This window comes from Cupriavidus sp. 2KB_3 (genome assembly GCF_052115685.1).
GTDB classification, from domain to species: Bacteria; Pseudomonadota; Gammaproteobacteria; order Burkholderiales; family Burkholderiaceae; genus Cupriavidus; species Cupriavidus campinensis.
Window position 1 is genome coordinate 62,899 of record NZ_JBFRHD010000027.1, and the last position, 24,954, is coordinate 87,852.

Below are 24,954 nucleotides of genomic sequence, written 5' to 3' on the forward strand. Positions count from 1 at the left end.
CAGTCAAGGCGTCGCCAACACTCCCGCCGCCACATCCCAAGTCCGATCCCCCAGGAACCACCGCGCCGCGTGCGGACCATGCAAGGTGTGGCGATTACCCGACACGCGGACCCAGTTGCCTTCGGGCAGGCCGAGGACGGGGGTGTCGGGCGAGAGGGTGGTGAACTCTGCCAGGCGCTGGTCGCGGGTTTCGCCACGGAAGCCGGGCACCACGAGGTTGTAATAGTGCGGGTTGAGCTGGAACGGGATCAGGCCGAGGGCGTCGAGGCCGCCCGGGTCTACCACCGGCATGTCGTTGGTGGTGCGGATGCTGGGCGTGGCGAGGTTGGAGCCGGCGCTCCAGCCGATATAGCGCGCGGCGCCGGCGCGCACGCGGGCGGCCATCGGGGCCAGCAGCGCCTGCTGGCGCAGTACCTGGAGCAGCCGGAAGGTATTGCCGCCGCCCACCACGATCAGCGTGGCCGCGTTCACGGCCGCCAGCGGGTCCGCCTCGGCGTGCAGGCCGCGCACGGTGATGCCGATGGGCGCCAGCGCCTCGCGCACCTGATCGGTGTAGGCGTCCCAGTCACGCGTGACCCCGGCGTAGGGGACGAACAGCGCGTCGGTCCGTCCATCGGCCAGCTCCGTGATGGCCGCGTGCGCGTGCACGAGGTAGCCGTCGTCGGAGGTGGAATTGCTCAGCAGCAGGAGATCCATGTCGAAGCAGGTCGTCGTGTTCCGTTATGCGGAACCGCGATCCGGAAGTTGGGTAAGCCGACGATGGTACCCAAGGTGGCGGGCGCGTGACAACCGCCGCTCCGCCGATCTCCCTATATCTATCACTATCTATTAGTGTGTCTGGCGGTTTCCGGCCCCGCTCAGTCGATCAGCCGCCCGTTGGCGTCGAAGAACGGGTGCGCCGGGCCGTAGTCCCCGCTGGCAGCCAGGTGGGTTACCAGCCCGTGGGCCGGGTGCCACCAGTGCAGCAGGTAGCCGGGCGGCTCCATGCGGAAGCGGGAGGCGGCCTGCGGGTCAAGATCCAGTGCCACCTGATGGGCCGGCCCGGGCGCCGTCATGGCGATGGTGCCGCCAAAGCGCCGCGTGATCTGGCGGTGCAGGTGGCCGCAGACCACGCGCTCCACCTGCGGGTGCCGGGCGATCACGGCCTCCAGCGCGGCGGCGTTGTCGAGGCCCTGCTGGTCCATGTGGCCGATGCCGGTGACGAAGGGCGGATGGTGCAGCATCAGCAGCGTCGGCTGGGCGGGCGCGGCGGCCAGCGTGGCATCGAGCCAGGCCAGCCCTTCGGGCTCCACGCGGCCGCCGGGCTTGCCGGGGACGGTGCAGTCGAAGCCCACCAGCCGCAGCGGGCCCGCCGCCATCGCGTAGTGGACGGGCGCCTCGCCGTCGCCGTGGTCGAACAGGTAGTCGTGGTCGGGAAACACCTTGCGCAGCGTGGTGCGATGGTCGTGGTTGCCGGGCAGCAGCCGCACCGGCATCGGCAGGCGTTGCAGGATGTCCCGCAGGAAGCGGTATTCGTCTTCGCTGCCGAAGTCGACCAGATCGCCGGTGATGATGACCGTATCGGGGCGTTGCGGGGCCGCCAGCAGGGTGTCGATGGCCAGATGCAGCGCGCCGGCCGTATCGACCCGCCGGTAGGACAGCTTGCCGCCGGCCTTGATATGGAGGTCGCTCAGCTGCGCGACGAGATAGGGGGCAGAAGCCAGGGCGGAGGCGGTCATGCAGCGTCGGGGAGGGTGATCAGGTGGGCGGTGTCGATGCGCAGGCCGACGCGCGCGCCAGCCGGCCAGCCGTCGCGGCGCGAAGTATCGACGATCAGCGGCGTGGGGGCGCCCACGTCCACCAGCAGCCGCGTGTGGTTGCCGAGGAACAGCGCGGTGACCACGGTGCCCTCCACGTGGGCGCTATCGACGCTACCCGCGCTACCGGCATGATCGGGGTGGACCAGCGCGACGTCCTCGGGCCGGAACATCAGCCGCGCCGCGGGCGTGGCGGGGGCATCGCTGGGCGGCCCCATCGGCACGCGGCCGCCCGGCACGCGCCACAGGCCCGCTTCGGCCTGCGCGGGCAGGTGGTTCATGGTGCCGATGAAGTCCGCCACGAAGGCGTTGGCTGGCGCGCGGTAGATCTCCTGCGGCGTGCCGGACTGGGCGATGCGGCCCCGGTCCATGACGATGATGCGGTCGCCCAGCGCCATCGCTTCGGCCTGGTCGTGGGTGACGTAGACCGCAGTGATATGAAGGCTGCGCAGCAGCTGGTTGATGTCTGCGCGCAGGGCGTCGCGCAGCTTGGCGTCGAGCGCGGTCAGCGGTTCATCGAGCAGCAGCACGCGCGGCTGCACGGCGATGGCGCGCGCCAGGGCCACGCGCTGGCGCTGGCCACCCGAGAGCTGGTCCACGCGGCGGTTGGCGAACGGCTCCAGGTGCATCATCGATAACATATCGCCGACGCGCCGGCGCTGCGTGGCGCCATCCACGCGCCGCACGCGCAGGCCATAGCCGATGTTCTCGGCCACAGTCATATTGGGGAACAGCGCGTAGTTCTGGAACACCATGCCCACGCCGCGCTGCTCGATCGGCTGGTCGGTCACGCGGGTTTCGCCAAACCAGACCTCGCCGCCCGCATCGGGCGCTTCCAGCCCGGCGATGATGCGCAGCGTGGTGGTCTTGCCGCAGCCGGATGGCCCCAGCAGCACCACGGTCTCGGCGGCGCCGATGTCGAGGTCGAGCGGTTGCAGGGCCAGCGTGCCGTCCGCGAAGGTCTTGGCGCACTGGCGCAGGCGAATCGGGGTGGGTTCATGCATGGCGGGTCTCGGCGGAAGCGGTAACGGGCGTGGTGGCGGGCGTGGCGGCGGGCACCGGCGCGGCGGCCGGCTCGCCCGGTTCCGCGACATGGCGGCGCGCGCGGGCGCCCATGGCGCTGAATGCCTGCATCGCTACCAGCAGGGGAATGATCATGACAAAGAAAACGATGGTGTAGGCGGAGCCGATCTCCAGTCGCATCGACGCGTAGCTGTCCGCCAGCCCCACCGGCAGGGTTTGCGTGGTGGGGGTGTGCAGCATCCAGGTCAGGTTGAACTCGCCCACGGACAGCGTGACCACCATCAGCGCCCCGGCCAGGATGCCCTGCCGGCAGTTCGGCAGCACCACGGTGAAAAAGCGCTGCAACCGCGTGGCGCCCAGGCTGGCGGCGGCGTCTTCCAGCGTGCGGATGTCGATGGCGGACAGGATGGCCAGCACCGCCCGCACCATGAACGGCAGCGTGAACAGCACGTGGCCGATCAGGATGAACACCCAGCTCGTGCGCAGCGCCTGCCAGCCGCCATAGAGCAGGATCAGCCCCAGCGCGGTGGCCAGCCCCGGCACGGCCACGGGCAGCATCAGCAGTTCCTCGATCAGCCGGGTCACGCGGTTGCGGCGCAGCGCCATGTAGTAGGCGGCGGGCACGCCAATCACCAGCGTGCAGGCCAGGCAGGCCAGCGCAATGCCGAGCGAGAGGAAGATGGTGTTGCGATAGAGCGCCCAGACTTCCAGCAGCCAGCGCGTGGTCAGCCCGCTGGAGAGGCCCACGAAGATGTTGTTGGTCAGCCCGGCCAGCACGGATAGCACCACCGGCACGGTCATGAACAGGCAGACGGCCAGCGTGAGCGCCAGTTGCAGCCAGTAGCCGGCGCGGCGGCGCGGCTTCGTCATCGGCGGTTTCTTCATGGCTTTTTTCGGGGTGCTCATGCGGTGGCGGCGACGGCGTCGCCCGAGATCCAGCGCGCCACGGCCAGCAGGGCCCAGGTAACCGCGCCGAGCAGCAGCGAGAGCGCGGCGGCCATGCCGAAGTTGGCGTAGTTGGTGAACTCGTTGTAGATGGTCAGCGGCAGCACGTCGAGCTGCGTGGCGAGTGTGAACGCCGTGCCGAAGGCGCCCATGCTGGTGGCGAAGCAGATCGCCCCGCTGGACAGCATGGCCGGCACCAGCGCGGGCAGCATGACGTCCCGCACCACGCGCCACGGGCTGGCGCCGAGCGAGCGCGCGGCTTCCTCGAGGGACGGGTCGAGCTTCTCCACGGCGGCCATCACGGTCAGGATCACGCGCGGGATCGAGAAATACAGGTAGCCGACGAACAGCCCGGCCAGGCCGTAGGCGAAGGTCCAGCGCTCGCCGGCCAGCGCGTCGCCCACCATCGCCAGCAGGCCGTTGCGCCCGCCGAGCATGATGACCATGAAGCCGATCACCACGCCGGGAAAGGCCAGCGGAAAGGTGAGGATGGCCACCAGCACGGGTTTGCCGGGCACCGCGTGGCGCTGCAGGAAGGTGCCGGCGATGCCGGCGATCACCAGCGTGGCCAGCGTGACGGCGGCGGAGAGCGCCACCGTCACCATCAGGCTGTGCAGGTAGCGCGCGCTGGTCAGCACGGTCCAGTAGACGCCCGCGCCCTGCTTGCCGGTGACGCTGACCTCGATCAGGCGCGCCATCGGCAGGCAGAAGAAGGCCAGGAACACCACCAGTGCCGGCAGGGCGAACAGGAACAGCGGGAGAGAGCGCTTGGTCATGGCAGTGACGCAGGGATTTACCGCACTTCCTTCATGTACTGCTCGCTGAACGCCTTCTGCGCGGCGGCCATCTTGCCGAAGTCGACCGGCTTGGCGCGAGCGTAGTCCGCCGCCGGCAGGAAGCGCGCTTCCACGTCCTTCGGCATCGGCACGTTGCGCACCGGGCGCAGGTAGGCGTTGGCCCACAGTGCCTGGCCGGCGTCGGACAGCACGAAGTCCAGCACCTTGCGGCCCTCGGCCGGGTGGGGTGCGTTGTTGACCAGGCTCATCACGTAGGGCACCACCAGCGAGCCTTCCTTGGGGATCACGAAGGCCACGTTGGCGCGGTCCTTGTAGCGGGCGCGGTAGGCGTTGAAGTCATAGTCGAGCAGGATCGGGATCTCGCCGGACAGCACGCGCGCGTAGGCGGTCTGCTTGGGCACGATCGGCTGGTTCTTCTGCAGGTCCTTGAAGTACTTGTAGGCAGGCGCGAAGTTGTCCAGCGAGCCGCCCAGGGCCTGGTTCACGGCCACGGCGCCCACATAGCCGACGAAGGCGCTGGACGGGTCCAGGTAGCCGATCAGCCCCTTGTATTCCGGCTTGAGCAGGTCCGCCCACGACTGCGGCACCGGCTTGCCGCGCAGCGCATCCACGTTGACCATGAAGCCCAGCGTGCCCGAGTGGATGGCGAACCAGTTGCCCTGCGGGTCTTTCAGGCCATCGGGGATGTCGCCCCAGTGGGCCGGCTTGTACGGCTGGGTCACGCCGTCGGCCTTGGCCTGGATGCCGAAGGTGACGCCGAGGTAGGTCACGTCCGCCACCGGGCTGGCGCGCTCCGCCACCAGTTGTGCTAGCGCCTGGCCCGAGTTCTTGTTGTCGAGCGGCACCGTGACGCCGGTCTTTTCCTTGATGGCGCGGATCTGCGCGGCCCAGTCGGCCCATTCGGGCGGGCAGTTGTAGCAGATGGCGGTCTGCGCGGCCGCGCCCTGGCTGAAGGCGATGCCGAAGGCGGTGGCCGCCGCGGCGGTGGCGAGCCAGCGCAGCGGGCGGCGCCAGGAAAGTTGCGTGGTCATGTCAGGGCTCCCGGTTTGAGATCGATTGGGTTTGAGATCGATTGGATAAGGACAGCAGGGCGGCAGGGGAAACGGTCAGGCGGTCAGGCGAAACTTTCAGGACGCAGGCGGCGCGGCCACGGTGCCGGCCACGCGCAGCCCGTGGGGCAGCAGGGTCACGCAAGGGGCGGACGCGGACAGCGCCTCCGGGCGCGTGCCGGCGTGCAGGCGCTTGAGCAGCAGGCGCACGGCGGTGGCGCCGATGTCGGGGTTGGGCTGCACCACGGTGGCCAGCGGCGGCTCCACCAGCGCGCCGAGCGCGATGCCGTCGTAGCCGAGCACGGAGACGTCGCGCGGCACGCGCAGGCCCAGGCGCTTGAGATCCGAAATCACGCCGATCGCCAGCAGGTCGTTGGTGCAGAAGAAGGCGGTGGGCGCGGCGGAGGCGCCCATCAGCGCGCCAATCCGCTCGCTGTGGCTGGCGGTATGGGAGGGCAGGTTCACCGGCGGCAGCGGCGGCAGGCCGTGGGCGCGCATCGCATCCTCGTAGCCGGCAAACCTTTGCCGGGCGCGGTCAGAGGCCATGAACGCGCCCGACACCACCGCGATGCGGCGATGCCCGGCGGCGATCAGTGCGTTCACGCCCTCGCAGGCGCTGGTGCGGTTGTCCACGGAGACCGAGTGCCGCCGGCCCGCCGGGCTGGCCTGGTTGTAGGCCAGCACGTAGGGCACGGCTTCACTGTCGAGCTGGTCGAGCACGGCGCTCTGCGCGGCGTCCGAGACGGTCAGCACCATGCCGTCCACGCGGTGGCGCAGCAGGTATTCCACGCGTTCGCGCTCGCGGGCGGGGTCGTAGCCGCTGGTCACCAGCATCAGCGAATAGCCGGTGGCCAGCGAGACTTCCTCGATCCCGGCCCAGCATTCGGCGAACACGGCGTTTTCCAGCGTGGGCAGCATCACGCCCAGGATGCGGGTCTGCTGCGAGCGCAGCTTGGCGCCGAGCAGGTTGGGGCGGAAGGCGAGCCGGCGCGCGGCCTCGTGCACGCGCTGGGCGGTGCTCTCGCGCACCAGTTGCGGATGGCTGAACACGCGCGAGGCCGTGGCCAGCGAGACTTCAGCGGCCAGCGCCACGTCTGCCAGCGTCACGCCATTGCCGCGTTCGCCTTCGGTATCGGCAGACAGAAAAACGGAGCGGCGGGCATTGGGCATGGGCGGTGTCGGCGGTCAGGTGGCGAGCAATGAAAACGTTTTCATTGAAGCGCCAAAAAATCAGGCGTCAAGATATTCCGTCGCTGCGGTGCCGCATTGGCGGCAGGCAAGTCGGACTTGCGCCTGGTGATTCGGGGTGGATTTTCCGACGGTTTCGTGACGCCGGCGTGACAGCGCCCATGCGTCTTCCGTCACAAAATTGCCACACAAGATCGGGAACATGCCGGGCCGGGCGCATGGACGCAGGCGCTGCCAGACGCGCCCGGTGTGACGCAGAGTGCACGCTGAATGGGATCCCCCCTGCAAGTGGGGGATCAAGTTGCGTCTTGGGCACGCCGTTAGCCAGCAGTGGGAGTGGCTTTTGCCCACAGCACGATCCACAGCCAGTTTGAGTGCAAGCCTTGTCGCGACCTCTGACGCCTACTATTGCCGATTGCCTCGAACACCAACGCCTGCGGCCTGTTTTCCAGCCGATCGGGTCGCTCGCCAATGGCGAGATCATTGGCTACGAGGCCCTGATCCGCGGTCCCGCCGGGACGCCGCTGGAGAGCCCCGTCGCGCTGTTCGCTGAAGCGGCGCGCGTGGGTTGTCTGGTGCGGCTCGAGCGCCTGGCATCGCGCATCTGCATTGCCGCGTTCATGCGCGCCGGGCTGCCCGGCAAGCTCTTCATCAACTACAGCGCCGATTCGATTCGCGAGGTGGATAGCCATCGCGACGAGGTGCGCGCTTTCCTGAAGACCCACGGCATATCTTCGGACCGCATCGTCATCGAGCTGACCGAGCAGGCGCCGCTGGGCTCGCTGGAATGCCTGTCGCGCGCGGTGGAGTCCATCCGTGGGCGCGGCGCCCAGTTCGCGCTGGACGACTACGGCACCGGCCACGCCAGCCTGGGGCAGTGGATCGCCCTGAAACCCGATTACGTGAAGATTGCCCGCGTGGTGGTGGATGGCGTGGCGACATCGCCGTTCCAGCAGGAGGCGCTGCGCGCCATCCGCAGCCTCGCCGATAGCAGCGGCACGGCGCTGGTGGCCGAGGGGATCGAGCAGGAAGCCGACCTGCGCATCTGCCGCGACCTTGGCATCGACTATGCGCAGGGCTATTTGCTGGCGCGGCCCACGGCCGAGCCGCCGCTGACGATTTCGGAAGACGCCTTGCGCGTGATCCGTTCCGGCCCCGTGGAGGTCTTGCCGGGCGACAAGGTGTCCGAGCCGGGCAGCAACGCCGTAACGCGCCTGCGCTCCGGCGAGTAAGCCCGGGTCGTCCTTAGCGGACGGGGGCCGGCGCCATCGCCGGGTTCGCGGGGAACGGGGATGGCACGCCTGGCGCGGACGCCATCGCCGGTTCCGGTTCCGATGCCGGCAACACTTCCACGACTTCATTGGGATCGAGCGCCATGCCGGGCTCGGCGGACTCTGCGTGCTCGGTATTCGCCCCGCCGCCTTGCCCATTCCCGGCCATTGCCCCCGAGGCACCCGAACCACCCGAACCACCCGATGGCATGGCCTCCGCCTCCGTGGCCGGCAGCACCGGCCGGCGCGGCGCGGGGCGCGGCGTGGCCGGCGCCTGATCGGACTTGTTCGAGGCGAACAGCCGCTGGAACCAGCCCCGCACCTGCCCGGTGATCGAGGTGTACCAGGTCTTCTCGTCCGCCTCGGCAAACCGCGCACGACCGTCGATGACCCGCGTACGCAGGGCACGCTGGTAGAAGTCGCCGACGATGGGCAGCGCGCTATGGGCGCCCTGGCCCCAATAGTCGCTACGCAGCGTCACGCGGCTGTCGTTGAAGCCCACCCAGGCGCCCGCCACCAGCTGCGGATGCATCAGGATGAACCAGCCGTCGGCGTTGTCCTGCGTGGTGCCGGTCTTGCCGGCCACGTCGGCGCGAATGCCGTAGCGGCTGCGGATGGCGGTGCCGGTGCCCCGGTCGATCACATCGCGCATCACATCGACCAGGGTCTCGTTGGCCGTGGCCGACAGCGCGCGCTCGGGCGAGGGGGCGCGGAACTGCGCCAGCACATTGCCCTCGCGGTCCTCGATGCGCGTGACCATGGTCGGGGCGAGGTACAGGCCGCCGTTGGCGATGGTGCCGTAGGCCGACACCATTTCCTTGAGCGTGACCGGGCTGGTGCCCAGCGCCAGTGACGGCACCGCATCCAGCTTGCTCTCGCGCACGCCCATGGCCCGTGCCAGCCGCGCCACGCGGTCTGGCCCCACGGCCTGCACCAGCTGCGCGGTGATGGTGTTCTTCGAATAGACCAGGCCGTCGCGCAGGCTCAGGGCACGGCCCGTGGCGGGGGACTCGTCGGTCGGGCGCCAGATCTCGCCGCCGGCCAGTTGCATCTCCACGGGGTTGTCGAACAGCGTTTCCTCGGGGGCGTGGCCGTGCGCGAAGGCTTCGCCATAGACAAACGGCTTGAAGGTGGAGCCCGGCTGGCGGCGCGCCTGCGCCACGTGGTCGAAGGCATCGACCGTGAAGTCCCGGCTGCCCACCCAGGCGCGGATGGCGCCCGTGGACGGGTCCAGCGCCATGAAGCCGGCCTGCACCCGCGTCTTCTGCTGGCGCAGCGCCTGCATGAAGGCGCGGTCGGCGAAGAGACGCTTGAGGGCATCTTCCTCGCTCTGACCGCCGGCCACGGCGGCACGGAACTCGGGCGTCTCCCGCACGAAGGCCTGCACCAGCGCCCGGCTTTCCGCCCAGCCCGCGCGCGGCGCCCAGGCCGCGTTGGCAATCGACTGGAGCTGGTTGCCCTGGCGCGTCACGGCCTGGTTGGCCATGGCCTGGAGGCGCGAGTCGATGGTCGTGTGGACCACCAGCCCATCGGTATAAATGTTGTAGTCGTTGCGATCGGCCCAGCCGATCAGCCATTTGCGCAGCTGCTGGGCGAAGTGGGCAGCCGGGCCGGGGGCCTCGGTCTGGCGCTCGAAGTCGATCCGCAATGGCCGTTTCTTGAGATTCTCGAAGCGGCCGGCATCCAGCTTGCCGCGCTTGACCATCTGCGCCAGCACGATATTGCGCCGCTCCAGCGCGCGCTCGGGGTTCAGTACCGGGTTGTAGTAGCTGTTGCCCTTGAGCATGCCGATCAGCGTGGCGGCTTCCAGCACGTCGAGCTTGTCGGCGGATTTGTCGAAATAGGTGCGCGCGGCCATCTCGATGCCGAACGCGTTGTACAGGAAGGGCACCGTATTGAGATACGTCTCAAGGATTTCGTCTTTGGAGTACAGCGCCTCGATCTTGAACGCGGTGATCGCCTCCTTGAGCTTGCGCGTCATGGTGGGCGCACGGCCGATGTCCTCGGGATAGCGGTTGCGGGCCAGCTGCTGCGTGATGGTGGAGCCGCCCTGGCGGTCGCCCGAGAAGGTGTGCAGCGCGGCGGAGGCGGTGCGGCGCAAGTCCAGCCCGTGGTGCTGGTAGAAGCGGTGGTCCTCGGTGGCGATCAGCGCATCGACGACATTGGGGGAGATGTCCTTGAGCGCGACCCAGTCGCGGTTGGCCCAGCGGTAGACGGCCAGCTCCTTGCCATCGGCGGACAGCACCTGGGCCGGTTGCTCGGACTTGGCCTTGCGGATGTCGCTGATGCCCGGCGTGAACGGAATCAGGACCAGCACATAGAGCAGGAACAACGCGGGGATGGCCGCCACGCCCAGCAGGACTTCGCGCCGGGTGGGCCGGCGCAGCCGCTGGATCGCCGGTTGCAGCATCGGCAGCCACCGCGATTGCAGGTGGGCGCGCAGTCGTGCCAGCGGGGCGGCAAGCCTTGGCTTGATAGGTCTTCTGATGGGGTCCAGGGGCATGACGCAGGCATGTTGCGTCCGCATCACAACGGGTCCGCTCGCACGCCAATCTCGAAAGGTGTGAATCCTACCAAATCACGGGTCGGGAAAACCCGGATTTTGCGTGGTTCCCGGGTGCGTATCCCCCGGTAGGGGGGTGTTGCAGTAATGCCTACGACACATTCGTTTCATATTGGGTTGTAACAATCTGCTCGCCCCCCAGAGACCCGCACGGGCATCCGGTGTAGCAAGGCGCCGCCGCGCGCCTGCCGCGACCGGAACGGGGAAGCATCTCAATGTCTTAACAAAACGAGAAACCACAGTGAAGAAAGCTCTATTTGCCCTGGCGGCAGCCGCTACCTGCGCAACGTCCGGCGCAGCCCTCGCCCAATCCGCGTCCAACGTCACCCTGTATGGCATCGTCGACGCCGGCGTGGAAGTGGCGAGCCACGTGCCGGGCGGCAATGGTCAGACGGCCGTGCGCATGAACTCGGGCAACCTGTCTGGCTCGCGTTGGGGCCTGCGTGGCGTGGAAGACCTCGGTGGCGGCCTGAAGGGCATCTTCACCCTGGAATCGGGCTTCGATATCGACACCGGCGTGTCCGGCCAGGGCAACCGCCTGTTCGGTCGCCAGGCCTTCGTCGGCCTGCAAGGCAGCTTCGGCGCGGTGACCCTGGGTCGCCAGCAGAACTCGCTGTATGACCTGTTCGGTGCCTATGACCCGATGGGCGTGGGCCCGCGCTACTCGCTGAACAGCGTCGATTCGGGCTTCAACGGCCGCGCCGACAACGCCCTGAAGTACACCGGCAAGTTCGGCGGCCTGACCGCCACGGCCTTCTACAGCACGGGCCGCGACGCGGTGTCCGGCTCGCCGGGCGAAGTGCCGGGCGACTACAAGGCTGGCCGCAACGTGGGCGCAGGCGTGGCCTACACCGCCGGCGGCTTCTCGGTCGGCACGGCCTATGACCAGTACCAGGGCGCCACGTCGGCTACGTCCGACCGCGCTGTCAAGCGCCTGGCCGTGGGCTCGTCGTACGACTTCGGCGTGGCCAAGGTGTTCGCCGGCTACCGCTGGATGCGCGATGACGGCATCGCCACCCCGGCCACGGCTGCTGCGCGCAGCAACGTCTACTGGCTCGGCGGCCTGTACCGCGTGACGCCGGCCCTGTCGCTGACCGGCGCCGCCTACTACACCGACGCCCACGACAGCGGCAACGATCCGTGGATGTTTGTCCTGTCGGCCGACTATTCGTTCTCGAAGCGTACGGACGCTTACCTGAACGTTGGCTACGTGCGCAACAAGGGCACGTCCAGCCTGGGCCTGAGCGGTGTTGGCACGGCTGTGGCCGGCCAGAACCAGACCGGCGCAGTCGTCGGCGTGCGTCATCGCTTCTAAGCATCGCGCTTGAGCGAGAACCGGCAGGCGAGGCCTTTCCCCTCATCCTGTCGGAAAGCACAACGCCCCTTACCCGGCTTGGCGGGAAGGGGCGTTCTGCTTGTTGTGTTCGGTATTTTCGGTATTGGGAGGCGGCGCGGGAAGGAATCAGACGGGCCGGGCGTTGCCCGCGTCCGCGGCGCGCAGGCGCTCCAGCGCCTTGGTCAGCATCGCCCCTTCTTCTGCTTCAGCGGTGTGGCACAGCGTGTTGATGGCCTGATGCAACTGCGTCTTGTCGTGCGGCGAAAGCATGTCGGCTTCTTCCATGGCCTCCAGCTCCTTGCCAACGCGCTTGGCAAGCTTGCGCACGAATTCCGGATCGAGCTGCCCCTGGCTGGCGCCATGGGCAAGGTGGTAGACGAGGGCAGCTAGGCCCTCTGGCGTCGTTTCCGTCACGGCAATGGGATGGCGTTTCATGGCAACTCCGAGTTAAGGGCCATTTCATTCTAACGATGGATCAGGCCGCGTAGTCGTCGAAATTTGCGTCGGCAGACAGTGGATGTGCGTGATGCTGCCCCGCAAAGACTTATTACGGCAATATTGCATCCGCAGAATGTCATCTTGTCGCGCCCGCTGTATATATCGCACTGAATAATGCGACCGGAGGGGTCGCCACGGGCCCGACAGACCACCGCCCGGCCAATGTCCACGGCAAGCCATAGAGCTGCCGGGATGGGTCGGGTGGATTGCCAAGTAGCGGGGAATCAGAGCCGTCCTAAGGACGGCTCTATTTGTTTGTGCGCCGGCACATTTCCATTGCAGTCCCACGACGATTCGGAACCCGCGGCGGGAAAATCTGCGTGTGCTTGGCGAAATCAGAGAACTGCTATAGACCGCTCAAATCGCATCACGTGATGCTGTGTGCTCTTGCCATGAATGGAAGAGAACATGATGCGAAACGACAAGCGGCACATGCTGGATGGGGCGAGCCGCACCAGCACGGGTGGTTGGCTGATCGCCACCAGCGATTCCACAAACATGGGCAAACGCCTTGGCCTGGAAGGGGACCACGCCACGTGCCCCGCCTGCAAGGTCGGCGGTCCCGTCTACAACGATTGCGATCCGCGCTGGACTGACAATGGGAAATCCGTGCTGGTGGAAGGCGCGCGCGTGTATTGCCAATGCAAGGAAAAGCCGCGGGTGTTTGCATCGCAGTACACGATGTCAACGGAGGTTGTCAGCGGCAACGTAAAGGGCGCGGCGGGTTTCTCGGAAATGCCTGAGGCTCACGACAAGTTGGGGAGGGGGCAGAGCGGGCCGGATGCGGCAAGCCTCGCGGCCTACGAGGCGGATTCGACGATGATCTGCCCGAATATGACCAATGCGGAGTTTTATGTGACGGTGATGCGGGTACGGGATTTGGCGGTCGCTTATATGGATGACCGGCTCGCCGAACTGGCGCGTTGGAATGCGGCAGACCAGGACAGGGTAAAGATATGGTTTGCCGAAGCCACCCCGCGCATACGTAGTCGGTTACAGGGAGGTCTCCAACGCATGCGCGACATTACATTGGGACTCACTGAGACGAATTTCGAGCGGTTCAGCAAAGAAAACCTGGCGGCGGTCGGGTGTGTTCCCGCAGCGAAAGACGGTGAAGAGCCCGCAACCGCTAGCGTTTGCAAACCTGACAAGAGCTTTACGATCTTCATAGGTACCAAATTCTGCTATCTGTCGGAAGTGCGCAGAACAAATGGTGTGCCGCTTGACGTGGACAGCAAGCTCACCGTGCTCGTACATGAGCTCTCCCATTTCCCCGCCGCAATGGATACCAATGATCTTTTCTCGAATATTCGAGCGGGGCGATGGATGGCCACGCGACAGAACAAATTCTTGATAGAGAACGCGGACAACATTGCGGCCTATGTCGCAGATATCCCGAACTGGCACGGCTCCGGAGACCACAAATGGACGCCTTGACGCGCCTCGCAGTGATCGCAACGTTCACGCTCACAAGCTTTGGTTCCCACGCTTGCAGTCTCTCCGCGGCCACGCACGAAGTAAAGTTTCTTCGCAGTTCGACGGCGCTCTTGACCGCGGAGGTCAAGCGCTTTGCGGATTGGCGGATCCAGACGAGAAAGTATTTTCCCTCGGGGTTCGACGCAATAATAATCGTCGCGTGGGAGGGCTATGGGGTTAGCCGTAAAATGGCCGAAACGAGAGTGGAACACGTGCAGCGACTGCTGAAGAACTCGGGTATGCCGGATAGCGCGTTGGCTGAACCTCCGCAGATCCGCCACACGGACATGACGGGAGCCGACGACCAAATGCTCCACACAGTCGAGATTGCTGTCGCGGCACGGTGCCCCAATTACTGCTGTCCAGCTTCCGACAATATCGCCAGATAATCCACGCTAGTTGACAAACAGAGCCGTCTCCCGACGGCTCTGTTTTCATTTCCAGCCGACTACGGCGTACACGGCGCCGCTGCCGCCGCCCCTTGCCGCAGGGCCGTGTTGGATGCCGAGTCGTCCGCCCCCAGCGTGTTGTCGGTGAACTTGCAGCCGTAGTTGGCGTTGGCCACTACTGATGGTGTCAGCACGTCGTCGCCGGCGGGTGGGGTGCCGGTTTGCTCCCAGGCCACCATGTCGTCGAATGCGCGGACCTGCTCGGCCACCGTGAAGTCGCAATGGCTGATGCCCCGGATCGCGCGCTGTACCAGCCATTTGGACGTGCCGTTGGCATCCGCGCGGCGCTTGTAGATCTGCTCCATGCTGAAGGGCACGTACATGTCGCCCAGCGTGTGCAGCGTCAGCACCGGCACGCTGATCTGCGCGGCTGTCTTCGGAATCCAGCGCAGGCCGTCGCGGCGCAGCCGGTTGGCGTCGGCCACCGGTTTCACGCGGAAGATCGAGGTGTTGATCGCCTGCTCCTCGGGCGTCAGCGCGGCATCGTCGTCCAGCTGGAAGGTCAGGCCGGTGGTGTCCACCACGTTCTGCGTCAGCACGCCGTTGACCGTGCCGTCCTGGCCGAAGGTGCTCCAGACCGCGTCCTGCAGCCCCTTGGAGGCGGGGCTGCCGCTGAAGCCGATGGCGAACATCGGCCGCTCGCCGCCGGTCAGGTTCTTGACGATCTGGCGCAGTTTCTCGCCCTGGCCCGTGTTGGTGACGGGGTAGGTGGTGAACAGTGCCGCCTGTACCGACGACACGATCTGCGCCCAGTTGCTCACGGGCCAGGACGTGGCCGGCACGTTGGCCAGCAGTTGGGCGGCGGTCTGGTAGCCGCCGAAGTAGTTGAACAGCTCGGTGTCGCCCACCACGCCGCACATCGGCACCGCGCCGTGGTACGTGACCTTGTGGTTGGCCGTGGCGATGGTCTCGGCTTCCACGGCCGCCGCGCTGACATGGCCGCCCATCGAATGGCCGATGATGTACACGCGCGTCGGCGCGGCCAGCGTGCGGCCGTTCTGCTTGGCGATGTCGACGAAGGCCAGCGCAAGCGCGTTCGTGTCCTCCACGCCCGCCCGCACGTCATAGTAATTCGTTGAATAACTCGATGCGGCCCACGCGTAGCCGGCCTCGAGCAGGTGACGGCGGATGCTCGGCAGCGTGACGTCGAGCGCGTTGCCGGTGCCGGCGTAGCCATGCGCGTACATCACGAGCTTGCCGTTCCAGGCCGCAGGCACTTCGACCATATAGCCGGCCTTGCCGAGCACGCCGGACCAGCGGTCGGCGGCGGGGGCGCCCGCCAGGGGCGTGAGTTTCTGCGCGAGGGCGGCTGTGTCGATAGTGAACGCGCGGGTGTCCTGCGGCCGCGCCTCCTCGGGCTGCACGGTGGGCGGCGGGGTTTCGGCGACGGGCTGGGCGGGTGGATCGTCGCTTCCGCCGCACCCCGCTAGGAGGAGGCCGGCCACGACGAACAGGGCTGCCTGCGAAACAGCTTGATGCATGATGTCTCCTTGGAATTCGTTTTTATTCGATAAGTGAAGCCGCGTCACTGTAGCGTCCGCACGCGTGCCAACCAACATCTCAAACGGGTGTAAGAATTGGTGCGGCGCATCGATTGATGCAATGCATCAGGGTCATTGAACATCACAATTGGCGCCGTGGCAGGCGGGCCGCCTAAGATGGCGCGGCGCCCCCTCACATGCCAGATTCAGGCATTTCCGAGGACCCACAAAATGGCTCGATTCAGACGATTTGCACTCAAACCCGTCGCTTACGGCCTTGCTGCCTTGTTTTCCATCTCCGCCGGTGCCCAAACCATGACGCGCGATAACGGCGCGCCCATCGGCGACAACCAGAACTCCCAGACCGCCGGCCCGAATGGTCCGACGCTGCTGCAGGACGTCCACCTGATCGAGAAGCTCCAGCGCTTCCATCGTGAGCGGATTCCCGAACGCGTGGTGCACGCCCGCGGCACCGCAGCACAGGGAGAATTTGTCGCCGAAGCAGATTTTTCTGATCTGACGACCGCCAAGGTGTTTGCCGGCGCCGGCAAGCGCACGCCGGTCACGGTGCGGTTCTCTACCGTGGTCCACGGCAGGGGATCGCCCGAGACCGTGCGCGATCCGCGCGGCTTCGCCACCAAGTTCTACACGGACGAGGGCAACTGGGACCTCGTGAGCAATCACCCCCCGATCTTCTTCATCCGTGACGCGATCAAGTTCCCGGACATGGCGCACGCGCTGAAGCCTTCGCCCGTGACCAACCTGCAGGATCCGAACCGCATCTTCGACTTCTTCAGCAACGTGCCGGAGAGCACGCACATGCTGACGCAGCTCTATTCGGACCTCGGCATCCCGGCGTCGTACCGCATGATGCAGGGCAACAGCGTGCATGCCTACAAGCTGATCAACGCCAAGGGCGAGGTGAATTACGCCAAGTTCCAGTGGCGTCCGCGCCAGGGCGAGAAATATCTCACCCGGGCAGAGGCCGAGAAGATCCAGGGCATGGACTTCAACAACCTCACCAGCGACCTGTTCGGGGCCATCCAGCGTGGCGATTTCCCGAAATGGGACTTGTACGTGCAGCTGATGAAGCCCGAGGATCTCGGCAAATTCCGATTCGATCCGCTCGATTCGACCAAGGTCTGGCCCGATGTGCCGTCCCGCAAGTTCGGCACCCTGACGCTGAACAAAGTGCCGGAGAATTTCTTCGAGACCACGGAGATGTCGGCCTTCTCGCCGGCAAACCTCGTGCCGGGCATCGAGCCGTCCGAAGACCGCATGCTGCAAGGCCGGCTGTTCTCCTACTATGACGCGCAGACGTACCGTCTCGGCGCCAACAAGCAGAAGTTGCCGGTCAACCTTCCGCGCGTGCCGGTGCGGAACTACAACAGCGACGGCCATGGTGACATTGGCGGCACGAAGGGTGACATCAACTACCAGCCGTCGCGGATGGCCGGGGCGTATTCCGACAATCCGCACTATCGCTTTGCACGCACGCCGCTGGCGGGCACGACCCAGCAGGCGCCGATCACCCGCACGGACAACTTCACGCAGGCCGGCGAGTACTATCGCAAGTTGTCCAAAACGGGACAGGAGAACCTGATCGGCAACCTGGCCGCCGACCTCGGGGCGGTGAAGCATGCGGAAATCAAGCAGATCATGCTGAGTCACTTCTACAAGGCCGATGCCGACTATGGCCAGCGGCTGACCAAGGCGGTCAGCGGCAATCTTGCCGATGTGCAACGGCGTGCCGCGCTGCTGAAGGACTAATGGCGTGACGCCGCGCCGGTAGGAGTACGGCGGCGGCGGGCGGCGAGCGGCGGCCCGATCATGCGGCGCCCTGAGAGCCAGGCTGTCTCAGGGCGCCGCCGGTGCCGCCGCCGCCGCTGCAATCTCCCGCACCTGCCGCATGACGCCATCGGCGAACAGCACCGGCCCGCGCACCGGCACGCCCGCCGTGCGCAACGCGTGCGCGGTCCACGTATTGCAGGTGTAGAAGCCCGCGTAAGTGGCCGTGGCCGCGAAATACAACCCGCCTTCATAGGGACCATCACCGAGCCCGATGGGTTTTCCCGACGCGTCCGTCCGCACCGCATCCCCAAGAAACTGGCGCAGCTGCGAGATGCCGGCATCGTCGAGCGAGAGCCGCACCACGTTCCCGGCGCCGAACGCCGCCGCCGGGTTATCACGCAGGATTGTCAGCAGGATGGCGCCTTCTCCGGGCAACAGCGCCGAGATTAGTGTCATCGGGCCGCGCTCGCGGCTGAGCAGGTACTGACGATCACCAAATCCGAAACAAAGAAAACGCGAGCCCTCGTAGCCAACGGTGAGCCGCAGCAGGCGCGCATCGGCATCCTCGGTGCGGATGCAGATATCGGTGTGCCAGTCGCCCTCGACCACGTCGATCGTGGTCACTGGCATAACCGGAGCAGCGGCTGGCGTGGCGACGCAGGGCGCCAGCATGGCGGCCATCGCGCTGCCAACGAGCCACCGCCACGCGCGCTTCACGATGGCGCCACCGTGCGTTCGATCATGCCGATCATCGCCGCGCGGAATGCGTCGGCGTCTGCACCGGACGCGATGGCCAGCGCGGTGCGGTCGAAGGCCGCCGAGAGCAGGGCGGCCAGCGCATCGACCGGCGTGCCGCTGGGCAGCCCGTGGCCGACGGCCATCGCCAGGCCCTCGCGCAGGGTGCGGCCCGCGTGCGCGGCATCGAGCGCGAACATCGCGTCGGTGCCGAGCACCGCCGGGCCGTCGATCAGCAGCAGGCGGGTGCGGCCCGGCACGGTCATCGCGGCCAGATAGGCTTCGCTGCCGGCGATCAATGCCGCGCGCACCGGCAGCGCATCCGGCGCGGCCTGCTCGATCTCCCCGGCCACGGCGCGCGCCTCGTCCTCCAGGATTGCGCGGAACAGGTCCTGCTTGTCCGCGAAATGGTGATAGAGCGCCCCGCGCGTGATGTTGGCCGCTGCCGCAATCTCGGGCGTCGAGGTGGCCGCATAGCCTTTTTCAACGAACAGCTTGCGTGCGGCAGACAGCAGGGCAGCGCGCGTCGCCTCCGTTCGTTCCTGGTTCGAACGGGTCTTTTTACTTTGCATACATACAGCCTGTATGTTATAAATTCAGAAAAGATACAGGCTGTATGTTATGCGATCCGCGCCCGGACCGGCGCGCCACAACGGAGACATGCGATGAAAACAACGAGTTACTACCCGGTGATCATGACCGCCAACGTGGCGGAGACGGTGGCGTTCTACACGCGGCACGTGGATTTCCGGCCGCTGTTCGAGAGCGACTGGTACGTGCACCTGCAGTCCAACGCCGACGCGTGCACCAACCTCGCTATTCTCGATTGCACGCATGAGACGATTCCCGCTCCGGCGCGCGGCCAGCAGGCAGCCGGCCTGCTGCTCAACTTCGAAGTGGAGGATGTGGACGCGGTGCACGCGCGCATGCAGGCGGCGGGGTTGCCGATCCTGCTGCCGTTGCGCGACGAAGCCTTCGGCCAGCGCCATTTCATCACCGTCGACCCCAGCGGCGTGATGCTGGACATCATCCAGCCGATTCCGCCGAGCCCCGAGTTCGCGGCTTTATACGATGCCAGCGCGCTGCCGGGCTGACGCCTCGGTTGACACCTCGGTTGACACCTCAGCCGCCAAGTACCCAGCCGGCCGCCGCGCAGGCCAGCACCACGCCCCACGGCGGCAGGCGCCACGCGGCCAGGGCCACCAGCGCCAGCAGCGCGAGCGCGAAGTCCGCCGGGGCGTGGATCGCGCTGGTCCAGACCGGCGCGTACAGCGCCGCCACCAGCAGGCCGACCACGGCGGCATTTACGCCGGCCAGCGCCGCCTGCGCGCCGGCGTTGCGGCGCAGCCGCTCCCAGAACGGCAGCGCGCCAAAGACCAGCAGGAACGATGGCGCGAAGATCGCCACGAGGCACAGCATGCCGCCGGCCCAGCCCGAAGGCGCCGTGCGCATCGCACCGCCCAAAAAGGCGGCGAACGTGAACAGCGGCCCCGGCACGGCCTGCGCCGCGCCGTAGCCCGCCAGGAAGGTGTCGTTATCGACCCAGCCCGTGGGCACCACGGCCGCCTGGAGCAGCGGCAGCACCACGTGCCCGCCGCCGAACACCAGCGCACCGGCCCGGTAGAACGCGTCGACCAGCGCCAGCGGCTGACTCGGCACTATCCGATGCACCAGCGGCAGCGCCACCAGCAGCACGACGAACGCCAGCAGGAAGCCCGCGCCGGCGCGCTGGCCGATGGGCACCGGCAGCGCTGCATGCGGCTGCGCCTGGGCGGGCCGGAACCAGCGCGCGCCGGCCAGCCCCGCTGCCAGCATCACGGCCACCTGGCACCACGGCGACGGCACGGCGATGACCGCCGTCGCCGCCAGCGCCATCACGCTCAGGCGCGGCGCATCGGGGCAGAGCGAACGGGCCATGCCCCACACCGCCTGTGCCACTACGGCCACCGCCGCCACCTTCAGGCCATGCAGCAGACCGTCCGGCACGTGGTTGCCCGTGGCCGACAGCCCCATCGCCAGCACAATCAGCGCGATGGCCGAAGGCATGGTGAAGCCGAGCCACGCCGCCAGCGCGCCCCGGTAGCCGGCCCGGGAGAGCCCGATCACCATGCCGACCTGGCTGCTGGCCGGGCCGGGCAGGAACTGGCAGAGCGCGACGATATCCGAATAAGCCTGCTCGCTGAACCAGCGCCGCCGCGTGACGAAGGCCTCGCGGAAATAGCCGAGATGCGCCACCGGGCCGCCGAACGACGTCAGCCCGAGCCGCAGGAAGATCAGGAATACCGCCCAGGCGTTGCCGTGGTCGTCAGTGTGGTCGAGGTCTGGTACAGCGCTCATGGCAAGTGGATGGGTGGCGTCTTGCCCTCGGCAGGGCGGATGGTGGCGATCAGCCCGGTGTGGCCGCTGTTGGCGAGGTTATCAAAGGTTAATGACAGGCCGTGCAGCGTGGCCACGCGCCGGGCGATGGAGATGCCCAGCCCGTTGCCCTGCTCACGCTGCCCGGCGGCGCGGAAGAAGCGGTCGCCCAGGCGCGGCAGCAGGCCGGGCGCCACGCCGGGTCCGTGGTCGGACACCGTGATCGCGTCCGGGGCGAAGGCCAGCGTCACCAGCGTACCGGCGGGGCTGTAGCGCAGGGCGTTGTCCATCAGGTTGCGGAGCATGATGCCGAGCAGCGCCGGATCGCCGCGCACCGGCAGGGGCGGGTGGATGGCCGCCGGCCACGTGACTTCCATATCCACCTGGCGGCGCTCGGACAGCGTCAGGCAATCGGACAGCACCTGCTGGACGATCTCATGCCAGTCCACCGCCGCGCGCACCGGCGGCGCGTCTTCGTCCTCGAGCCGGCTCATGGTCAGCAGTTGGGACACCAGATGGCTCAACCGGTCGATGCCAGCCTCCACGTTCGCGGAGGCCTGCGCGCGTTCGGCGGGATCGTTCGACTGGCGGGCCACGTCCCACTGCGCCTTGAGCGCGGCCAGCGGGGTGCGCATCTCGTGGGCGGCATCGGCGGTGAGTTGGCGCTCGTGCTCGATCAACGCGGAGACGCGATGGAGCAGGGTATTCATCGCGCCGACCAGCGGCACCAGTTCCGGCGGCACGTTGGCCAGTTCCAGCGGCGCCGGGTCACCAGGCGCGCGCGCGGCAATGGCGGCGGAGAGCGCGCGCAGCGGCCGCAGCGTCACGCGCACGGCCCACACCACCAGCGCCATCAGCAGCGGCACGCCCAGCACCCACGGCAGCACCTGGGCCTGGAGGTAGGACACCACCAGCTCCTCGCGCTCGGCCTGGATCTGGCCTACGCAGACGCGCCAGCCTTCCACCGGATCGTCGAGGTAATAGAGCCGCCACGGCACGCCGTCGATGGCGATGTTGGTGAAGCCCTTCACGTGCGGCGCGCGCGGCAGGCGGTCGCCGTCCGGGTCGATATGCAGCGGCTCGCCGCCGGGCCGCCACGCGGCGATGGCGAGATCGCCGAGCCCCGCGTCGCCCATGTCGCCCAGGTCGGCATCGCCGGGCAGGGGGCCGCTCTGGGGCGGCGGCTGCGGCACGGCGCCAACGTTGATCAGCGGCAGCATGGCCTGCATCTGCTGTGCCATGCGCACCATGGCGGTGTCGTACAGCTCGTTGATTTCCTCCTGCGTGCTGAGGTAGATCAGCACGCTGGTAAGGCTCCAGGCCAGGGCCACCCCCAACAGCACGGCCAGGATCAGGCGCCGCTGCAAGGTCATGCGTCGTCTCCGGGGCTGGTGATGGCTTCCGGGGTGCCGAGCGTATAGCCCGCGCCGCGCAGCGTGCGGACGATGCCAGGGTGGATCTTGCGGCGCAGATGGTGGATGTGCACCTCTAACGTGTTGCTCTCCGCGCCCTGTTCCCACGCGTAGAGCTTCTCGCGCAGGAATTCGCGCGTCAGCACGCGGCTCGGGTGTGCCAGGAGCAGTTCAAGCAGCATGGCTTCGCGTGCGGTCAGGTCGACGGGCTGGCCTTTCCACGTGGCCTGCCGGGCGGCCGGCTGGTAGGTCAGCGCGCCGTGGTGCCACACCGGCTCGGGCATGCCGGCGCTGCGGCGCGTCACGGCACGCAGCCGGGCGGCCAGTTCGTCGAGATCGACGGGCTTGATCAGGTAGTCGTCGGCGCCGGCATCGAGGCCGCCGATGCGGCTGGAGATGGCGTCCCGCGCGGTCAGCATCAGCACCGGCGTCTGGCGCCCCTGCTGGCGCCAGCGCGCGAGCAGGGCCACGCCGTCGTCGTCGGGCAGGCCGAGGTCGAGCACCACGGCGTCGTATTGCATGTCGGCGATGGCGCGATCCGCCTCTGCGCCCGTGGCGAACCAGTCCACGGCATGCCCCTTGAGCTTCAGCCCGCGCTGCAGGCCGTCGCCGAGCATGGGGTCGTCTTCAACGATAAGGATTCTCATCTTGGGTGCGAAAAAGGGCGCATACGGCACGGTGGACGGCGTGAAGCGTAGCACCGCGCGCGCGGCGCCGCACGCTTAATCTGGGATTAAGGTTGCTCTCCTAACCTGCGCGCTCGTCTCACCCGGCCCCCCGCGCGCCATGCCGCCCTCGCAGTCTCATCCGCCGTCCCCCTCCCTGTCCACTCCGCAGCCTGCCGTGACGCCAGCCCGCCCGCTGGAGGGCTTGCACGTGGGCGCGTGGTCGCCGGCCATGGCCTGGGCCGCTGCGTTCATCGCCGTGGCGCTGCTGGTCTGGTTCGGCACGCTCGGCATGCGCCACCTGCTGGGGCCGGACGAAGGCCGCTACGGCGAGATCTCGCGCGAGATGCTGGCCACCGGCGACTGGGTCACCATCCGCTACAACGCGCTGAAGTACTTCGAGAAGCCGCCGTTCCACATGTGGGTCACAGCGCTGACGTACGCGCTGTGGGGCGTGGGTGAATGGCAGGCGCGGCTTTGCGTGGCGCTGGCCGGGCTGGCCGGCATCGTCATGTCGATGCTGGCCACGTGGCGCTGGTTCGGCGCCCGCGCGGCGGCCTTCGCGGGGCTGGCCCTGCTGGCGGCGCCGATGTGGAGCGTGGCGGCGCATTTCAACACCCTCGACATGACGCTGGCCGGCGTAATGGCCTGCGTACTCGCCTGCATGATGCTGGCGCAGCATCCCGCCGCCTCTGTCAGCGCGCGGCGGGGCTGGATGCTCGGCTGCTGGGCGGCGATGGGCGCGGCCGTGTTGACCAAGGGGCTGGTGGGCGTGGCACTGCCGGGCCTGGTCCTCGTTATCTATATAGGCATCGCGCGCGACTGGCGGCTGTGGCGTCGGCTGCACCTGGCCACCGGCATGGCGGTGCTGCTGGCGGTGACGGTGCCCTGGTTCTGGCTGGTGTCGGTGCGGAACCCGGAATTCCTGCATTTCTTCTTTATCCACGAACACTGGCAGCGCTATACCTCGGGCGTCCATTCGCGGCCGGGTCCGATCTGGTACTTCCTGCCACTGGTGGTGGGCGGCTTCCTGCCGTGGGTGGGACTGTTTCCGCGCCTGTGGCGCGCCATCGGCACGCCGCCGGCCGCTGGGCCGGGTGACGTGGATGACGTGGCCGGCGCGGCGGAGCGCTTCCGCCCGGCGCTGCTGGCCGGCATCTGGGCCATCGCCATTTTCGTGTTCTTCAGCCTGTCCCGCTCGAAGCTGCCCGGCTACATCGTGCCGGTGATCCCGGCGATGGGCATCCTGGCCGGCGTGGCGCTGGACCGCCTCGATGTCCGCGCCTGGCGGCGCCAGCTCGGCGGCATGGCCATCGTGGCCGCATGCGGCCTGCTGGCCAGCCCGGTGGTGGCCACGCTCAATGCCAACCATACGCCCAACGCGTTCTATCGCGCCTATGCGATCTGGGCGGCGGCGGCGTTCGTGGTGATGCTGCTGGGCATTGCCGCCGCGCGCTGGCTGCTGCGGCGCGGCGTGCTGCCCAGCGTGGCGGTGTACGCGCTCGGCATGTACCTCGGTTTCACGGTGGCCCTGGTCGGCCATGAGACCGTGGGCGGCCCGGCGTCCGGCGCGGACATCGCCCCGCTGGTGCAGCAGAAGCTCACGCCGGGTATGCCGTTCTATGGCGTGAAGATGCTCGACCACACCCTGCCGTTCTACGTGCGGCACCCGCTCACCATGGTGGCGGAGGCAGACGAACTGTCCTTCGGCACCGAGGTGGAGCCGAACCGCTGGCTGCCCGATATGGCCACCTTCGCCAAGGTCTGGCGCAACGGCCAGCCCGCCATGGCCGTGATGTCGCCCGAGACCTATCTGGCGCTGTCGCCCACGCTGCCGTTGTACGTGGTGGCGCGCGACTGGCGCCGGGTGGTGGTGACCAATGTGCCCGGCCCGGCGCCGACCCTGGCCTCGCGCTGAGCGGCTCTCCTGCTCATCTTTCTGTTCCTGTTTGATCATTACATGCATCCCAAGCGAGTCCTGATTCTTGGTGTCAACGGCTTCATCGGCCATCACCTCACGCGCCGCATCCTGGAGACCACCGACTGGGAGGTCTACGGCATGGACATGGCCTCCGACCGCCTCGGCGACCTGGTGAGCCATCCGCGCATGCACTTCTTCGAGGG

23 protein-coding genes are annotated in these 24,954 nt (G+C 67.6%); 8 read left to right on the forward strand and 15 right to left on the reverse strand.

The genetic code is table 11. From position 1 onward, the window contains the following. Window positions 1-3: 3 nt before the first annotated feature. The 7 genes from pepE to AB4120_RS24585 all read right to left on the reverse strand — a co-directional run bounded on the left by pepE (window position 4) and on the right by AB4120_RS24585 (window position 6,780). Complete coding sequence (pepE, locus tag AB4120_RS24555; RefSeq protein WP_149137955.1) at window positions 4-696, reverse strand: dipeptidase PepE; 693 nt, start codon at window positions 694-696, stop codon at window positions 4-6. 161 nt (window positions 697-857) lie between these two features. After that, on the reverse strand, window positions 858-1,718 hold the full coding sequence (locus AB4120_RS24560; RefSeq protein ID WP_149137954.1) for a phosphodiesterase: 861 nt from the start codon (window positions 1,716-1,718) through the stop codon (window positions 858-860). Beyond that, window positions 1,715-2,800 (reverse strand): ABC transporter ATP-binding protein, encoded by a 1,086-nt coding sequence (locus AB4120_RS24565; RefSeq protein WP_149137953.1) that lies wholly within the window; start codon window positions 2,798-2,800, stop codon window positions 1,715-1,717. The genes AB4120_RS24560 and AB4120_RS24565 overlap by 4 nt, the downstream gene beginning before the upstream one ends. Beyond that, entirely contained in the window at window positions 2,793-3,689 is an 897-nt protein-coding gene (locus AB4120_RS24570; RefSeq protein WP_262389883.1) for an ABC transporter permease, read from the reverse strand. The genes AB4120_RS24565 and AB4120_RS24570 overlap by 8 nt, the downstream gene beginning before the upstream one ends. 32 nt (window positions 3,690-3,721) lie before the next feature. Further along, a complete protein-coding gene (locus tag AB4120_RS24575) occupies window positions 3,722-4,540 on the reverse strand; it encodes an ABC transporter permease (RefSeq protein ID WP_149137952.1) in 819 nt (272 codons plus the stop codon). Window positions 4,541-4,557: 17 nt separating this feature from the next. After that, a complete protein-coding gene (locus tag AB4120_RS24580) occupies window positions 4,558-5,592 on the reverse strand; it encodes an ABC transporter substrate-binding protein (protein WP_144203516.1) in 1,035 nt (344 codons plus the stop codon). 96 nt (window positions 5,593-5,688) lie between these two features. Further along, a complete protein-coding gene (locus AB4120_RS24585) occupies window positions 5,689-6,780 on the reverse strand; it encodes a substrate-binding domain-containing protein (RefSeq protein WP_441642965.1) in 1,092 nt (363 codons plus the stop codon). 401 nt (window positions 6,781-7,181) lie between these two features. Between AB4120_RS24585 and AB4120_RS24590 the strand changes: the two genes are divergently transcribed. Beyond that, window positions 7,182-8,030, forward strand: a complete 849-nt coding sequence (locus AB4120_RS24590; RefSeq protein ID WP_250025449.1) for an EAL domain-containing protein — start codon at window positions 7,182-7,184, stop codon at window positions 8,028-8,030. A gap of 13 nt (window positions 8,031-8,043) precedes the next feature. Here AB4120_RS24590 and AB4120_RS24595 read toward each other — a convergent pair whose 3' ends face one another. Then, window positions 8,044-10,572, reverse strand: a complete 2,529-nt coding sequence (locus AB4120_RS24595; protein WP_441642966.1) for a penicillin-binding protein 1A — start codon at window positions 10,570-10,572, stop codon at window positions 8,044-8,046. Between the two features lie 301 nt (window positions 10,573-10,873). Here AB4120_RS24595 and AB4120_RS24600 point away from each other — a divergent pair, with 301 nt between their 5' ends. Further along, complete coding sequence (locus tag AB4120_RS24600) at window positions 10,874-11,947, forward strand: porin (RefSeq protein WP_149137950.1); 1,074 nt, start codon at window positions 10,874-10,876, stop codon at window positions 11,945-11,947. Window positions 11,948-12,094: 147 nt separating this feature from the next. Here the strand turns inward: AB4120_RS24600 and AB4120_RS24605 are convergent, their stop codons facing one another. Next, window positions 12,095-12,403 carry a hypothetical protein gene (locus AB4120_RS24605; RefSeq protein ID WP_144203522.1) on the reverse strand — a complete coding sequence of 103 codons (309 nt, stop codon included), beginning with the start codon at window positions 12,401-12,403 and terminating at the stop codon, window positions 12,095-12,097. Window positions 12,404-12,874: 471 nt separating this feature from the next. On the opposite strand from AB4120_RS24605, the gene AB4120_RS24610 reads away from it, so the two are divergent. Both AB4120_RS24610 and AB4120_RS24615 read left to right on the forward strand, forming a co-directional pair. Continuing rightward, entirely contained in the window at window positions 12,875-13,903 is a 1,029-nt protein-coding gene (locus AB4120_RS24610) for a M35 family metallo-endopeptidase (RefSeq protein ID WP_441642967.1), read from the forward strand. Next, a complete protein-coding gene (locus tag AB4120_RS24615; RefSeq protein ID WP_149137947.1) occupies window positions 13,891-14,331 on the forward strand; it encodes a hypothetical protein in 441 nt (146 codons plus the stop codon). Before AB4120_RS24610 ends, AB4120_RS24615 begins: the two co-directional genes overlap by 13 nt. A gap of 59 nt (window positions 14,332-14,390) precedes the next feature. Here AB4120_RS24615 and AB4120_RS24620 read toward each other — a convergent pair whose 3' ends face one another. Further along, a complete protein-coding gene (locus tag AB4120_RS24620; RefSeq protein WP_149137946.1) occupies window positions 14,391-15,872 on the reverse strand; it encodes an alpha/beta hydrolase in 1,482 nt (493 codons plus the stop codon). Window positions 15,873-16,103: 231 nt separating this feature from the next. Here AB4120_RS24620 and AB4120_RS24625 point away from each other — a divergent pair, with 231 nt between their 5' ends. Continuing rightward, the gene (locus tag AB4120_RS24625; RefSeq protein WP_149137945.1) at window positions 16,104-17,642 is read left to right on the forward strand and encodes a catalase; all 1,539 of its coding nucleotides are present in this window, start codon (window positions 16,104-16,106) and stop codon (window positions 17,640-17,642) included. An 87-nt stretch (window positions 17,643-17,729) separates the two neighbouring features. On the opposite strand, the gene AB4120_RS24630 is transcribed toward AB4120_RS24625, so the two are convergent. Together AB4120_RS24630 and AB4120_RS24635 are read right to left on the reverse strand one after the other, a co-directional pair. Next, window positions 17,730-18,293, reverse strand: a complete 564-nt coding sequence (locus AB4120_RS24630; protein ID WP_441642969.1) for a DUF2459 domain-containing protein — start codon at window positions 18,291-18,293, stop codon at window positions 17,730-17,732. 83 nt (window positions 18,294-18,376) lie between these two features. Continuing rightward, window positions 18,377-18,970, reverse strand: a complete 594-nt coding sequence (locus tag AB4120_RS24635) for a TetR/AcrR family transcriptional regulator (protein WP_149137943.1) — start codon at window positions 18,968-18,970, stop codon at window positions 18,377-18,379. Between the two features lie 93 nt (window positions 18,971-19,063). On the opposite strand from AB4120_RS24635, the gene AB4120_RS24640 reads away from it, so the two are divergent. Further along, complete coding sequence (locus AB4120_RS24640; RefSeq protein WP_149137942.1) at window positions 19,064-19,492, forward strand: VOC family protein; 429 nt, start codon at window positions 19,064-19,066, stop codon at window positions 19,490-19,492. 28 nt (window positions 19,493-19,520) lie between these two features. Here AB4120_RS24640 and chrA read toward each other — a convergent pair whose 3' ends face one another. The 3 genes from chrA to AB4120_RS24655 are packed head-to-tail and all read right to left on the reverse strand — an operon-like array spanning window position 19,521 to window position 22,812. Beyond that, the gene (gene chrA, locus AB4120_RS24645) at window positions 19,521-20,735 is read right to left on the reverse strand and encodes a chromate efflux transporter (RefSeq protein ID WP_441642968.1); all 1,215 of its coding nucleotides are present in this window, start codon (window positions 20,733-20,735) and stop codon (window positions 19,521-19,523) included. Continuing rightward, window positions 20,732-22,126, reverse strand: a complete 1,395-nt coding sequence (locus tag AB4120_RS24650) for an ATP-binding protein (protein ID WP_149137940.1) — start codon at window positions 22,124-22,126, stop codon at window positions 20,732-20,734. The genes chrA and AB4120_RS24650 overlap by 4 nt, the downstream gene beginning before the upstream one ends. Beyond that, window positions 22,123-22,812, reverse strand: coding sequence for a response regulator (locus AB4120_RS24655; protein ID WP_149137939.1), 690 nt, complete (start codon window positions 22,810-22,812; stop codon window positions 22,123-22,125). The genes AB4120_RS24650 and AB4120_RS24655 overlap by 4 nt, the downstream gene beginning before the upstream one ends. A gap of 250 nt (window positions 22,813-23,062) precedes the next feature. On the opposite strand from AB4120_RS24655, the gene AB4120_RS24660 reads away from it, so the two are divergent. After that, a complete protein-coding gene (locus AB4120_RS24660) occupies window positions 23,063-24,748 on the forward strand; it encodes a glycosyltransferase family 39 protein (RefSeq protein ID WP_262389882.1) in 1,686 nt (561 codons plus the stop codon). A 42-nt stretch (window positions 24,749-24,790) separates the two neighbouring features. Beyond that, window positions 24,791-24,954, forward strand: a 164-nt coding sequence (locus AB4120_RS24665) for an NAD-dependent epimerase/dehydratase family protein (protein WP_441642970.1), incomplete at its 3' end; no start/stop codon positions are given.

Excerpts from the sequence above, each read along its gene's own strand:
- pepE (WP_149137955.1), bottom strand. The coding sequence starts at position 696 with ATGGATCTCCTGCTGCTGAGCAATTCCACCTCCGACGACGGCTACCTC.
- AB4120_RS24560 (WP_149137954.1), bottom strand. The coding sequence starts at position 1,718 with ATGACCGCCTCCGCCCTGGCTTCTGCCCCCTATCTCGTCGCGCAGCTG.
- AB4120_RS24565 (WP_149137953.1), bottom strand. The coding sequence starts at position 2,800 with ATGCATGAACCCACCCCGATTCGCCTGCGCCAGTGCGCCAAGACCTTC.
- AB4120_RS24570 (WP_262389883.1), bottom strand. The coding sequence starts at position 3,689 with ATGACGAAGCCGCGCCGCCGCGCCGGCTACTGGCTGCAACTGGCGCTC.
- AB4120_RS24575 (WP_149137952.1), bottom strand. The coding sequence starts at position 4,540 with ATGACCAAGCGCTCTCTCCCGCTGTTCCTGTTCGCCCTGCCGGCACTG.
- AB4120_RS24580 (WP_144203516.1), bottom strand. The coding sequence starts at position 5,592 with ATGACCACGCAACTTTCCTGGCGCCGCCCGCTGCGCTGGCTCGCCACC.
- AB4120_RS24585 (WP_441642965.1), bottom strand. The coding sequence starts at position 6,780 with ATGCCCAATGCCCGCCGCTCCGTTTTTCTGTCTGCCGATACCGAAGGC.
- AB4120_RS24595 (WP_441642966.1), bottom strand. The coding sequence starts at position 10,572 with ATGCCCCTGGACCCCATCAGAAGACCTATCAAGCCAAGGCTTGCCGCC.
- AB4120_RS24605 (WP_144203522.1), bottom strand. The coding sequence starts at position 12,403 with ATGAAACGCCATCCCATTGCCGTGACGGAAACGACGCCAGAGGGCCTA.
- AB4120_RS24610 (WP_441642967.1), top strand. The coding sequence starts at position 12,875 with ATGATGCGAAACGACAAGCGGCACATGCTGGATGGGGCGAGCCGCACC.
- AB4120_RS24615 (WP_149137947.1), top strand. The coding sequence starts at position 13,891 with ATGGACGCCTTGACGCGCCTCGCAGTGATCGCAACGTTCACGCTCACA.
- AB4120_RS24620 (WP_149137946.1), bottom strand. The coding sequence starts at position 15,872 with ATGCATCAAGCTGTTTCGCAGGCAGCCCTGTTCGTCGTGGCCGGCCTC.
- AB4120_RS24625 (WP_149137945.1), top strand. The coding sequence starts at position 16,104 with ATGGCTCGATTCAGACGATTTGCACTCAAACCCGTCGCTTACGGCCTT.
- AB4120_RS24630 (WP_441642969.1), bottom strand. The coding sequence starts at position 18,293 with ATGCCAGTGACCACGATCGACGTGGTCGAGGGCGACTGGCACACCGAT.
- AB4120_RS24635 (WP_149137943.1), bottom strand. The coding sequence starts at position 18,970 with ATGCAAAGTAAAAAGACCCGTTCGAACCAGGAACGAACGGAGGCGACG.
- AB4120_RS24640 (WP_149137942.1), top strand. The coding sequence starts at position 19,064 with ATGAAAACAACGAGTTACTACCCGGTGATCATGACCGCCAACGTGGCG.
- chrA (WP_441642968.1), bottom strand. The coding sequence starts at position 20,735 with ATGAGCGCTGTACCAGACCTCGACCACACTGACGACCACGGCAACGCC.
- AB4120_RS24650 (WP_149137940.1), bottom strand. The coding sequence starts at position 22,126 with ATGACCTTGCAGCGGCGCCTGATCCTGGCCGTGCTGTTGGGGGTGGCC.
- AB4120_RS24655 (WP_149137939.1), bottom strand. The coding sequence starts at position 22,812 with ATGAGAATCCTTATCGTTGAAGACGACCCCATGCTCGGCGACGGCCTG.
- AB4120_RS24660 (WP_262389882.1), top strand. The coding sequence starts at position 23,063 with ATGGCCTGGGCCGCTGCGTTCATCGCCGTGGCGCTGCTGGTCTGGTTC.